The 12519-nt window shown below is 55.1% G+C and carries 10 protein-coding genes and 1 pseudogene; 9 read left to right on the forward strand and 2 right to left on the reverse strand.

The features are described from left to right. Positions 1-542 (reverse strand): annotated as a pseudogene (locus tag H8Q75_RS00600) (hypothetical protein); the annotation flags it as partial. A 128-nt stretch (positions 543-670) separates the two neighbouring features. Between H8Q75_RS00600 and msrB the strand changes: the two are divergent. The 7 genes from msrB to H8Q75_RS00635 all read left to right on the forward strand — a co-directional run bounded on the left by msrB (position 671) and on the right by H8Q75_RS00635 (position 8062). Continuing rightward, the gene (gene msrB / locus H8Q75_RS00605) at positions 671-1078 is read left to right on the forward strand and encodes a peptide-methionine (R)-S-oxide reductase MsrB (protein WP_024124516.1); all 408 of its coding nucleotides are present in this window, start codon (positions 671-673) and stop codon (positions 1076-1078) included. After that, positions 1075-3255, forward strand: a complete 2181-nt coding sequence (locus tag H8Q75_RS00610) for a GAF domain-containing protein (RefSeq protein WP_297039553.1) — start codon at positions 1075-1077, stop codon at positions 3253-3255. The genes msrB and H8Q75_RS00610 overlap by 4 nt, the downstream gene beginning before the upstream one ends. A gap of 310 nt (positions 3256-3565) precedes the next feature. Then, the gene (locus tag H8Q75_RS00615) at positions 3566-4138 is read left to right on the forward strand and encodes a cell division protein SepF (RefSeq protein WP_024124518.1); all 573 of its coding nucleotides are present in this window, start codon (positions 3566-3568) and stop codon (positions 4136-4138) included. A 1-nt stretch (position 4139) separates the two neighbouring features. Beyond that, positions 4140-4934 carry a pyrroline-5-carboxylate reductase gene (gene proC, locus H8Q75_RS00620; protein WP_024124519.1) on the forward strand — a complete coding sequence of 265 codons (795 nt, stop codon included), beginning with the start codon at positions 4140-4142 and terminating at the stop codon, positions 4932-4934. 6 nt (positions 4935-4940) lie between these two features. Further along, positions 4941-5369, forward strand: a complete 429-nt coding sequence (locus H8Q75_RS00625; RefSeq protein WP_024124520.1) for a hypothetical protein — start codon at positions 4941-4943, stop codon at positions 5367-5369. Continuing rightward, positions 5366-6256 (forward strand): 4-hydroxy-tetrahydrodipicolinate synthase, encoded by an 891-nt coding sequence (gene dapA / locus H8Q75_RS00630; protein WP_041429056.1) that lies wholly within the window; start codon positions 5366-5368, stop codon positions 6254-6256. The genes H8Q75_RS00625 and dapA overlap by 4 nt, the downstream gene beginning before the upstream one ends. A 60-nt stretch (positions 6257-6316) precedes the next feature. Further along, positions 6317-8062: a ribonuclease J gene (locus tag H8Q75_RS00635; protein WP_297039555.1), complete on the forward strand. Its 1746-nt coding sequence runs from the start codon at positions 6317-6319 to the stop codon at positions 8060-8062. 52 nt (positions 8063-8114) lie between these two features. Here the strand turns inward: H8Q75_RS00635 and H8Q75_RS00640 are convergent, their stop codons facing one another. Further along, positions 8115-9413: an AMP-binding protein gene (locus H8Q75_RS00640; RefSeq protein WP_297039558.1), complete on the reverse strand. Its 1299-nt coding sequence runs from the start codon at positions 9411-9413 to the stop codon at positions 8115-8117. Between the two features lie 50 nt (positions 9414-9463). On the opposite strand from H8Q75_RS00640, the gene rsfS reads away from it, so the two are divergent. Together rsfS and H8Q75_RS00650 are read left to right on the forward strand one after the other, a co-directional pair. Then, the gene (gene rsfS, locus H8Q75_RS00645) at positions 9464-9883 is read left to right on the forward strand and encodes a ribosome silencing factor (protein ID WP_024124524.1); all 420 of its coding nucleotides are present in this window, start codon (positions 9464-9466) and stop codon (positions 9881-9883) included. Between the two features lie 446 nt (positions 9884-10329). Continuing rightward, positions 10330-12519, forward strand: a 2190-nt coding sequence (locus H8Q75_RS00650; RefSeq protein WP_297039562.1) for an HAD-IC family P-type ATPase, incomplete at its 3' end; no start/stop codon positions are given.

The raw sequence follows: 12519 nt of genomic DNA on the forward strand, positions 1-12519 counted from the left end.
GGACAGGGGGGCGGATCAGCGAGAATGTGTGCCATTGCCCGCTGCACCAGTTGCCCGTCTTGCCAGAGGCGATGGGGTGTAGTGGTCTCTAGGGCACAGTTGAGGGTGAGCCAAACCTGATCCAGACGCTGAATGACCTGCCAGCGGGGTAAGACCCCCCGGTTAGAGCCTGTGTGATCCCAAAAACTGAATTGACAGAACATACGCGGTTCGGCTGGAGCGATCGCCCACACGCGGCTGAGGATGTGTTCACTAAAACGCTGCAGTTCCCCAAACCGTTGATGTCCCTGAACACTGCTGGTCGCCACTGCACCACAGGCAGCAACAATCTCCCCCGCTTGCTCAAGGTAAAAATGCTCACTTTCACCACTGACGTGCATCAGACCAGCCAGCAGCATCAGGGGATCAACTGTTGGTAAAGCGATGCCTAAACTGAGGAACTGACAATTGGCCTGCTGTGCTGCCTGAATTCCAGCGCTGACCTGAGTATAAAACTCGGACTCAGAGGATAAATCAAAAGTAAGGGGCAGCGAAACCGGCATAACCAAACAAGGTCAAGATTGCCCTTACATTTTCCCCTTGCTAGGGAACCTTTGGCAAAAAGACTGGAACTTGCCAATGTCACTGATTATGCTGAGGAGTAGGATCACAGTCTATTTCTGAGGCAAGTATGACTAAGGTTGTGAAAACAGATGCAGAATGGCAAGCTCAACTGACTCCTGAGCAGTACTATGTCACCCGCAAAAAGGGAACGGAGCGCGCCTTCACGGGCTGCTACTGGAATAACAAAAAGCCCGGTCTCTATCGCTGTGTCTGCTGCGGCACACCCCTCTTTCGCTCCGAGACAAAGTATGATTCCGGCACGGGTTGGCCCAGTTTTTGGCAGCCCCTTGATCCCAACAATATCCGCATGGAGCGGGATCTTTCCCATGGCATGGTGCGCACGGAAGTCTTGTGTGCTGTCTGCGATGCCCACCTGGGTCATGTCTTTGAGGATGGCCCGCCACCCACAGGACTGCGCTACTGCATTAACTCAGCGGCACTGGCATTTATCCCTGAATCTGCCGCCTCTTCATGAGTCCCGTGATTGAGCAACTGCAAAGTCTCAACCGCATTTTGGTCAAACTGGCACGGCGGCAGCCCTTCCATGGGGCGAACTTTGAGGAGATTTTGCAGGATATTCTCTGTACGAGTGCCCGGAGTCTCAATGTGGCACGGGTGAGTCTTTGGTTTTACGCCAGCGATCGCCAGCAGATTGAATGTGTGCACCTGTTTCCAGCGTCGGGGCAAGGGTTGACGGCAGGGATGAAGCTGACCGCCAGTGACTATCCTCGCTACTTTGCGGCTTTACAAGAGGAGCGCACGATTACCGCCCATGAGGCCTGGGTTGATCCGCGCACCCAAGAGTTTCGCCAAAGTTACCTCGAACCCCTTGGCATTACCTCGCTGCTGGATGTGCCTATTTGGGTTGAAGGGGTGATGATGGGCATTCTCTGCCATGAGCACATAGGGCCGCCTCGCCAGTGGACGGTGGCGGAGGAGCAGTTTGCTGCTTCCCTGGCTGATCTCCTGTCCTTGGTAGTGGCAAGTCGCGATCGCCACCGCGCCCTCAAAGCCCTAGAGGAAAGTGAAGCCCGCTTGGCCACCTTCTTTCAAGCCACCTCTGAGGCAGTCGTCATCCATGAGCAGGGGACAATTCTCGATGTGAATGCAGCCACCGAACGGCTGTTTGGCTATAGGGCTGCAGAACTGGTGGGTCAGTCGGTGTTATTGCTGACACATCCAGAATCGCGATCGCTGATTTTAGAGCGAATTCAGCAGCCAACGGATGTTCCCTTTGAAGCTCTTGCTCGCACCAAAAGTGGTGAAGTACGGATTGTTGAGGTTCAGGGAAAATCAATTGTCTATCAGGGGCGCTGGGCACGGGTGGTGGGGATCCGGGATATTACACAACGTAAAACCGCTGAACAGAAGGTGCAATTGGCTGCCCAACAGCAACAACTACTTGCGGAAATTGCCCTGCGCCTTCGCCAAACGCTGGAACTGCCAGAGGTGCTCAATACCACAGTGGTGGAAGTGCGCCGCTATCTCCTCAGCGATCGCGTGTTTATTGTCTCTTTTGATCCGAGCACAGAAGAAATTCAAGTGGTGGCTGCGGCCATGGCTCCCCAGTGGCACACGAACCTGGAGGCTCTCCTGCAAAACGTGCCTTATCGTTCACAGCTGCTGACGACACCGGCCCCCCTCTCCTGCGGGCAGGAAAGTCTTGATTCCCATCTGCGACAGGTGTATGAAGCGCACCACATCCAATCCTGCCTGCTGATTCCAATCCAACATCAGCCCCAAGGCCTGTGCTTTTTACTGGGTGTCCACCAATGTGACCGCCAGCGAGAGTGGCAGCCCCACGAACGCGCTTTCTTGGAGCAGCTGGCAACTCAGGTAGCGATCGCCCTCCAGCAAGCAGAACTTTATCAACAATTGGCAGCCTTGAATGCCAATTTGGAACAGCAGATAGCCGAGCGCACTGGGCAGTTGCAGCAGAAAATGAGTGAACTGGAGGAACTCAACCGCCTCAAGGATATCTTCTTGCATGCGGTGTCCCATGATTTACGCACCCCGGTCCTAGGTACCCTCATGCTGATTAACCATCTCTTGCAGAACAACACCAGCGACACGATTGCTGTACCCCGCAGCACCTTAACCTGTATTCAGCACAGCCAGCAGCGTCAACTGCATCTGATTGACACACTGCTGCATATCCAGGTGGACCGGCAACCTTCCCTCTCCTTGGCGATCGCCCCCACATCCTTAGCAACGCTTGTCAACGACATCTTGGCTGATTTGCAACCGCTGCTTCAGAAAAATAAAGCGACGGTGAACCTACAAATTCCTCCCACATTGCCCCTTGTGCCCGTTGATCCTATCCAACTGCGACGAGTCTATGAGAATTTGATCACCAACGCCCTAAAACACAATTGTCCTGGGATAACCCTCACGCTGATCGCAGAGGAACAGGGAGATAGCGTTTACTGCATTGTCAAGGATAATGGCGTCGGCATCCCCCCTGAGCAGCAACCACACCTCTTTGAGCTCTATTATCGTGGCGGTGCAAGCCACCTTCGTACGGGCATCGGTTTAGGTTTATATCTCTGCCGACAAATTATTATCGCTCATGGGGGGGAGATCGGAGTCAAAGAGGGGGATTCCGAGGGAGCAACTTTTTGGTTTCGGATTCCCTTAGCCGACCGAATTTAGCGAATAGGCAGGCAGCCCCGCACTGTTACCCTTGACAAACCCAAGGCAAAAGCGAGACACTTAAGGCCAACATCATCTTTTTATCTCGGTTTTGTGTAAAATGGCCAGTTGAAGTTTCCTGTTTTAACTTTACTCTCGTGGACATTTGTGCATAGGTTCCCTTCTAGCCACGAAACTAAGATTGTTAAAACACGAGAAATCCCATCTGGCTTTTACATTTCTGACCTGTCGCGGCAACAATACCACGGCACTTCAGAAGGGTTATACAACTCATACATTTACATTGACTTAGGAGCAATAGTGAGTCGTTATGTTGGGCAAACTCCGTGACCTGATGGGTCTAACCCCCGAAAGTGACATCTACGATGAGGAATACCCTCAAGGAACGGCACGAACACTAACCAGAGAAGCTGATGTGGAACCGCTGCCCACATCGCGGCCAAGCCTGAGTCATGACTTCGACACCAGTTCATCCCCTTCGGTGACCACTGGTTCAGTACCGACAGGATCAACTGCCTCCAATGTGATTGGTATGCCTAATGCCGGCCGTTGGTGGGGGGCAGTGGCCGAAGTGTTGGTGATGCAGCCCCGCAGTTTTAGTGAAATGCCTGAGGTGATCAAAGCCCTCAAGGAGCGCAAGTCTGTGGTGCTCAATCTGACCTTGATGGAGCCAGAGCAAGCCCAACGCTCGGTGGATTTTGTTGCCGGTGCCACGTTCACCATTGATGGCCATCAAGAGCGTATTGGCGAGAGTATTTTCCTCTTTACGCCAAGCTGTGTCCAAGTGAGTACCCAAGTCGGCGGCGTTCGCCCAAGTGCCACACCAACCCCCACACCCCCGCCCGCTTGGGGTATGGATGCCCAACAACAGCGTAGTGCCTAGGGTGCCTGCCGTTGGGATCATTGGCTGTGGCCGCATGGCGGAGGCAATGCTTTCGCGGCTGCTTGTGAATGGTCTATTGCCAGACCAGGTGTGGGTATCGGCGCGATCGCCCCAGCGGCAACAGTACTTAGCCCACACCTACGGGGTTAGAGTAGCAACGAACCTAGAGGTAGCCACTGCCGAAACGCTCCTAGTGGCGGTCAAGCCACAGGTCTTTGCCGAGATTGAGTCGGAACTCGCGGATACGCCGGTAGCTCAGGAGATGGGGGTTGTCCTTTCTATCATGGCGGGCATCCATAGTGGGCGGCTGCGGCGGCTTTTTCCCCAGCGGTTGATCTTTCGGGCGATGCCGAATACACCAGCACAGGTGGGCGCCGGCGTGATTGCCCTTGCGAGTGACAGTGCCGCCAGTGAACTGGAGGTTCAAAAGATTAAGAATTTGTTGGGGGTGCTGGGGCAGGTGGTGGCTGTCAGTGAAGGGCAAATGGATGCGGTCACGGCGCTGTCTGGCTCTGGCCCTGCCTTTGTTGCTCTAATTGTCGAGGCCCTCTGTGATGCTGGGGTAGCGGTGGGCCTATCGCGATCGCTGACACAGGAACTCGTTTATGGCACAATAGCAGGCACAGTACAATTACTTAAGGAGCGTGGGCTGCATCCGGCGCAACTCAAGGATGCGGTCACCAGTCCTGCGGGGACAACCATTGCGGGTCTCGAAGTACTGGAAGCTGCCGGTATGCGTGGAACCCTTATGCAAACGGTAAAAGCGGCCTACGAGCGTTCCCAAGCCCTCAATTAAGTGCCTATGCCCAACTCTCCCACAACCGCTGATCCCCCCGCCATTGAAGGTTTAGATGTGAAGGTGGTGTTCATTGACTCCTTTGCCTGTGTTACTGCCATCACCGCCCTGGGTTTGAGCCAAATTGGCCACTGCAGTCTATTGTCTTCTGTACCCTACCGTTGGGGATTCGCCGTGGGAGCGATCGCCGCCTATCGGAATCATACGAAAATTCTGGCGCTGACCCTCTCGCAACTGGTGCAGCGGGAGGCAGGGCTCAAGGACAAGGGCTACGCCGTGAGTGAAACCGCAGAGAAGTTGACCATTGATTGCTCGCCCCAAAGCTGGCAATGCGGGGCAACCATTCTGGAAAATTTGGGCGATCGCCGGCGCCTGTATAGCCGTGCGGTCACGATTCGGCAACTGCAACCACACTTGGCTGAGGGTGGACTGTGACTGACTTGGGACGTGTAATTACCGCCATGATTACGCCATTTACAGCCGATGGCGCGATCGCCTACGATGTGGCGGCAAAACTGGCACAGCACCTTGTGGCCAATGGCTCCGATGGCATTGTTGTTTGCGGCACCACCGGCGAATCTCCCACCCTCACTTGGGAAGAGGAATTTCAACTCTTTCAAACGGTGCAGCAGGCTGTGGCGGGCAAAGCCAAAATTATTGCCGGTACGGGTTCCAACTCCACCCGGGAAGCTGTTTATGCCACGGCAAAGGCCGCAGAACTCGGCCTCGATGGTGCGCTCTTGGTTGTCCCCTACTACAACAAACCGCCCCAAGAAGGACTCTACGCCCATTTTCAAGCGATCGCCAAGGCAGTGCCGGACTTTCCCCTCATGCTCTACAACATCCCCGGCCGCACCGGGCAAAACCTGCTGCCAGAAACAGTCATCCGCCTTGCTGAGTACCCAAACATTGTTGCCATCAAAGAAGCCAGCGGCAGCCTTGATCAAGCCAGTACCCTGCGCGCTGCTCTACCGCCGACCTTTCGCATTTACGCCGGCGATGATTCCCTGACGTTGCCACTACTGGCCGTTGGTGGTTATGGTGTAGTCAGCGTGGCTAGTCACCTTGTTGGCTCACGCATTCAAGAAATGATCCAAGCCTTTGTCCAAGGAGACACGGCCAAAGCCACAGCTATTCACTGTCAACTATTGCCACTGTTCAAGGTTTTATTTGTGACGACAAACCCGATTCCGATCAAAGCCGCCCTTAGCCTCCAAGGTTGGTCAGTGGGTGAACCCCGACTGCCCCTCACGTCTGCGAGTGACGCTGTGATTGGCCAATTGAAGGCTGTTTTAGATGACCTTGGCCTACTGCAGTCTTAAGACAACGCCGGGCATTTCCCAAGCTGCACCTTTTTTGTTCGTTTCATTGTAAGGAGACCTATGAGTCAATCCGCTGCAACTGCTGCCCTAAAAATTATTCCCCTCGGTGGGCTGCATGAAATTGGCAAGAACACCTGCGTTTTTGAATTCCAAGATGAAATTATTTTGTTGGATGCAGGGCTGGCCTTTCCCACGGATGGGATGCACGGGGTCACTATCGTCCTACCTGATATGACCTACCTGCGGCAAAATCGCGACAAAATCAAGGGGATGGTTGTGACCCACGGCCATGAAGATCACATTGGTGGCATCCCTTTTCATCTGAAGCAGTTTGATATTCCTGTCATCTATGGCCCGCGCCTTGCCATGGCGCTACTGCAAGGGAAACTGGAAGAGGCGGGGGTTGCCGATCGCACCGAACTTCGCCCTGTACAGCCTCGGGAAATGGTGCGCTTGGGCAAAAATTTCCTCGTGGAGTATATCCGCAATACCCACTCCATTGCCGATAGCTTCTCGGTGGCGATTCATACCCCCATTGGCGTGATTATCCACACAGGGGATTTCAAGTTTGATTTTACCCCCGTTGATGGCGAATGCTTTGACCTGCAGCGGCTAGCGGAGCATGGGGAGAAGGGGGTGCTCTGCCTCATTAGTGACTCCACCAACTCAGAAGTCCCCGGCCATACCCCCTCGGAGCGATCTGTCTTTCCCAACTTGGATCGTGCCTTTAGCCAAGCGGAGGGGCGGATTATTTTTACTACCTTTGCCTCTTCGGTGCATCGTCTCAGTATGGCCTTGGAATTGGCTCAAAAGCATGGCCGCGTGGTCTCGGTCTTGGGTCGCTCGATGCTCAATGTGATTGCCCATGCCCGGCAGTTGGGCTATATTCGCTGCCCCGATGATCTCTTTGTGCCGCTGCACATGATGCACAAGTACCCGGATCATCAGGTGATGTACCTCACCACGGGCTCCCAAGGGGAACCCCTCTCTGCCCTGACGCGGATTTCCAAGGGGGAACACAACAAAATTAAAATCCGCCCCGGGGATACTGTCATTCTCTCGGCTCACCCGATTCCAGGGAACACGATTGCCGTGGTGAACATGATCGATCGCCTGATGCTGCAAGGCGCCAAAGTCATCTATGGTCGCGAACAGGGCATTCACGTCTCTGGTCATGCCTGCCAAGAGGATCAAAAGCTGATGCTGGCCTTGACGAAGCCCAAGTTCTTTTTACCTGTGCATGGAGAACACCGCATGTTGGTGAAACACGCCCAAACGGCTCAGAGCATGGGTATTCCCCCTGAGAATATGGTCATTATTGACAACGGCGATGTGGTGGAACTGACCCGTGACTCGATTCGGGTCATAGATAAGGTACCCGCTGGCATTGAGCTACTGGATCGCGGTGGCATTGTCAAAGCCCATGTGCTGCAAGAGCGGCAACAACTGGCTGAGGAAGGCATTATCACCGTGGCGGTGGCGGTGGGGACTGATGGCAGTCTGAAAGCTACGCCCGAAGTTCACCTGCGGGGCGTGGTCACAGCCATTGAGCCACAGGCTTGGCAGGCTTGGGTACAGGCCACGGTTGAAACCGCCTTGAGCGATCGCTGGAGCGAATATGCCCGCAATGGCGATGTGGACTGGGCGGGGGTCAAAGCCCACATTGAACGGGAACTGGTGCGACTGGTGCGCCGTGAACTTCAGGGCAATGCCTCAGTCCTATTGCTCCTGCAACCCATCGAAGTCACCCCCCCTGTGGCAACAGGAATCCGCCGGCGTCGCAGCACGACTTCTGTGGTTGGCTAGGGACCAGAGCCACCCCTTGCCTAGGGTTCTGCGTTTGCAGGCGGCTGCTTTCCTAGGAAACATTGGGGAGATGGATGGCAGACAATGGCACTTTTCCCTGAGGGGTACGGGGAATGTGGTCAACCGGAACCCAGCGCTTGGGGCATTTGTAGGCGCTGCACTGCTGCTTGAGCCATCTGCTGAGGACTTCCGGGGAAGCCTCTCCCACATAGAGAGCAACGACCTGTTCGCCCCAAAGGGGGTCGGGGGCGCCGTAAATATAGATATCTTGCACAAGGCCGCTGTTGAGCAGTAATGCCTCTAGCTCTTCAGGGTAGATATTCTCGCCACCGCTGATGATTTTGCGGCTGCTGCGTCCCAAAATGTAGAGGCGCTCGTCTCGCCATTGAGCGCGATCGTCGGTTGGGAAGATGGCTGAGTGAAAGAACTCAGGGTAATAGCCAAGGGCAAGGGAAGCCGCCTGAATCTGAATCTCGCCCGTAGGGGTCAAATCAATCTGGGCATGGGGTAAGACTTGACCACAGGAGCGATCGCCCGCCCAAAATTCCCCCTGTCGCTGGGCACAGATCATACCTGCGGTTTCTGTCATTCCATAGGTGAGACATAAGGGCAATCGCTGCGTTGCCGCTTCCTCTAACAGTTGTAACCAGGTGGGGCCGCCGCCAATAAAAATCCCCCTTAACTTCCCTAACCACGGTAGCGGTTCCGTGAGCACCTGCTGCAGTTGCCGAGGCACCAGCGAGAGCCACAGATCAAGATTGGCAGGGGGTATGGTTTGCCGTAAGTCCTGTAAATGGCTCGCCAGATAGAGTTCTCCCCCACTCCATAGCGATCGCACCACGGGCATCAGGCCACTGACATGGTACAAGGGCAAAATACTCAGGCAATGAATCGTTGATTGCTGGAGATGACTTTGCAGCCCCATCACCGCTGCCTGCAGGCTGTCCACCGTGTGAATTGCCCAACGCAACCGCCCTTGCGTGCCGCCAGTGGGAATTAGAATCCAGCCCTGGGGCCATCGTTCTCCAGATCCTTGGGGGTCTAGGGGGGGCACCGTTCCCCAAGCCATAAAATTCTGCGGCAAGATTGCTGCCACCTGCTGCCACTCTTGGGACTGCCATTGGGGATTGGCCAGTAACAGGGGCGTGCCTGTGGAGAGTGCTGCTAGAAAACCCCTGAGAAAAGAGAGGGGATCGGGTTCGGCGAGCACGAGTACCGTTGGCTGCTGCTGCTGGAGTTGCGCCTGACCGTGGGCTAATTGTTCGAGGAGGATGGCGGTAGCACTGTGCCATTGTCCGTGGCGGGCGCACCACAGCCAGTGAGGGGCAATACTCGTAAGGTTTTGTAACAAATTTGTCCTGCACCTCCCGAAACCAATGGGTAAAATCAAAGGATGAAGGAGTGCGTTTAGGAGAGAGCAGCCTGAGTATTCAACAGATGCAACAGGTAGCGGCAATTACTGACCCTAGCCTTAAACTAGCATGGACCGCCGCCTATGCCGCCGACGATCGCAAGGGAGTGGATATCTGTCTTTTAGATGTAAGGGGCGTGTCCTACCTCAGTGATTACTTTGTGATCATTACGGGACTCTCAAAAACCCAAGTGCGTGCCATTTACCAAGGGATTGAGGAGGCGGCTCTCGAACATTGCCAACGCCAACCCCAACATATTGAAGGCCAAGCGGAATGTTCATGGGTGCTGATGGACTACGGTGATGTGATTGTCCATGTGCAGTTGCCCAAGGAGCGCCAATACTACAACCTTGAGGCCTTCTGGGGCCATGCCCAGCGCCTTCCCTTTGCGCCCTTGGTGACGACCTAGGGGGTACAGGTAGGCGGTTCTTTTTGGCCTGCTACGGGGGGCGATCGCCAAACATAGCGCCATACCGCTTCTCGCACCCTTGACCCCTATTGCTGCCCCATTCCCAGAGTCAGGGCCCGACTGATTTGCTCACGGGTTCTCCTCCTAGCCGAACAACTACCCCTGACTCTGCCCGTTATCCTCTATCAATCGCAACTGGCCGCGAAACGCTACACGCTGTTGCAAAATGCGAGCGATCGCACCGCAGTACTCACCTTTGATCTGGCAACCTGAGCACCCTTGCCGCCTACAAATCGTAGCCCCGCCATCAAGACACTGGGGCAACGGAACAGTGTGGGGTTTTGGACACAGCCTGAGCAACCCCTAACGCTTACGGGGACTATTGGCAGCGGTTTGGTATGGTGAAGATAAAGAAAGGATAAAAACAGTTTATCTGCCCATCCACCATGACCTCCTCCAACGCCACCTCCAACCTTGATCGTGAGTCAGTTTGGCATGCTCTGAGTGCCGATGAAGCCATTAGCCGTCTTGGGAGTGATCCCCAACAGGGGTTAAGTTTTGCAGAAGTGCAACGGCGACAAGCCCAATATGGGCGCAATGAACTTGTTGACAATGGCCGCCGCCCCCGCTGGCAGATCTTCACGGATCAGTTTCGCAATGTAATGCTGATCATGCTGCTGGTGGTGGCCTTCATTTCTGGCACATTGGAGATTCTTGAATCCCTCCAGGAAAACAGGATTCCCTTCCCCAAGGACGCAACCGCAATTCTGGTGGTGGTGATTCTCAATGCCATTTTGGGCTATGTTCAAGAAGCCCGGGCTGAGGAGGCTCTAGCAGCCCTGAAAAATATGGCCGCACCCAAGGTGCGTGTCCTGCGGGAAGGCAAAGTCATGGCAATTGACTCCCCTGAACTGGTTGTCGGGGATATTTTCTTTTTGGAAACGGGGGTAAAAGTGGCTGCCGATGGTCGGCTTCTAGAAGCCGTTAACCTGCAAATCCGCGAGGCTGCCCTTACAGGTGAAGCAGAAGCCGCTAGTAAAAATGCTGCGAACATTTTGCCCCTTGATACTGAAGTGGGCGATCGCGCCAATCTAGTGTTTGCAGGCACAGAGGTCAGCCAAGGGCGAGGGGTCGCCGTCGTCACCGCGATCGGCATGGATACCGAACTCGGGAAAATTGCTGCTGCCCTCCAAGGGGTCGAGCAGGAACCCACACCACTGCAAAAACGGATGACCGAGCTGGGAAATCGCTTAGTGGGGTTTTCCTTGGTGCTGGTGAGCATTGTTGTGATGGCGGGGGGGCTGTACGATCCTTCACTGCTGCGGCATCTCATTGAAGTTTCCCTGAGTATGGCGGTGGCAGTGGTCCCCGAAGGCTTGCCCGCTGTGATTACCGTCACCCTTGCCTTGGGAACGCAACGGATGGTGAAACGCCATGCCCTGATTCGTCGGCTGCCGGCAGTGGAGACATTGGGGAGTGTGACAGTTATCTGCTCCGACAAAACAGGTACCCTCACCCAAAACAAAATGGTGGTGCAGGCGATCGCCACAACGTCCTATCGTGCCAAGGTGAGGGGCAATGGCTATGAACCCAAGGGGGACTTTTACGACGCCAATACCGATGACCCCTTAGCACTGTACGAACGGCACCTACTGCTACTGGCAGGGGCACTGTGTAATGATGCCCTGCTCAAACAACACGCAGCCGAATGGGTGATCCTCGGTGACCCGACAGAAGGCTCCCTCCTGCCCTTGGCCGCCAAGGGGGGCATTGATCTGAAAGCGCTACGGGAAACGGCGGAGCGGGTCGCTGAGTTTCCCTTTGATGCCAATCGCAAGCGCATGAGTACCTTCTATCGCAGTGAGTCTGTTCCTGCGATTCCCGCCAAGGAACCCTACTGGATGATCACCAAAGGGTCACCCGAGCTAACCCTGGAACGCTGTCAATGGCGGCAGGTGGGACAAGAGATTCAACCCCTAACACTGGCGGAGCGCCAAGAGATTCTCGCTGAAAACGATCGCTTTGCCGCTCAGGGTCTGCGGGTCTTGGGGATTGCCCATCGCTACTGGTCAGAGTTGCCGCCGCCAGAGAGTGTCGAGACCAGTGAGCAGGAGTTAATTTGGTTGGGGCTGGTGGGCATTCTTGATCCCCCCCGCCCGGAGGTGCTGGAGGCCGTCGCCACCTGTCGCACTGCCGGCATTCGCCCGATGATGATTACAGGCGATCATCCACTGACTGCCCAGGCGATCGCCAGTCAAATTGGCATCTGTGAGTGGGGCGCTCCGACCCTCACGGGTCGGAACATTGAAAAAATGAGTAGCGAGGAATTGGATGCTGTCACCCCCACCGTCAGCGTCTATGCCCGGGTTTCCCCAGAACATAAACTGCGGATTGTCAAATCGCTGCAACGTCACGGTGAAATTGTGGCCATGACTGGCGATGGTGTGAATGATGCCCCCGCCCTTAAACAAGCGGATATCGGGATAGCCATGGGGATGACGGGTACTGATGTCACCAAGGAAGCCAGTGATATGGTGCTCTTGGATGATAACTTTGCTACGATTGTGGCCGCTACCGAGCAAGGGCGAGTCATTTACAGCAACATTCGTCGCTTTATTAGATACATTCTCGGCTCC

Origin of the sequence: Thermosynechococcus sp. OHK43, from assembly GCF_014466085.1 — a bacterium.
In the GTDB taxonomy this organism is placed as follows: Bacteria; Cyanobacteriota; Cyanobacteriia; order Thermosynechococcales; family Thermosynechococcaceae; genus Thermosynechococcus.

Bases quoted from the DNA above. Each gene is read 5' to 3' on its own strand.
- msrB (WP_024124516.1), top strand. From the start codon at position 671: ATGACTAAGGTTGTGAAAACAGATGCAGAATGGCAAGCTCAACTGACT.
- H8Q75_RS00610 (WP_297039553.1), top strand. From the start codon at position 1,075: ATGAGTCCCGTGATTGAGCAACTGCAAAGTCTCAACCGCATTTTGGTC.
- H8Q75_RS00615 (WP_024124518.1), top strand. From the start codon at position 3,566: ATGTTGGGCAAACTCCGTGACCTGATGGGTCTAACCCCCGAAAGTGAC.
- H8Q75_RS00625 (WP_024124520.1), top strand. From the start codon at position 4,941: ATGCCCAACTCTCCCACAACCGCTGATCCCCCCGCCATTGAAGGTTTA.
- H8Q75_RS00635 (WP_297039555.1), top strand. From the start codon at position 6,317: ATGAGTCAATCCGCTGCAACTGCTGCCCTAAAAATTATTCCCCTCGGT.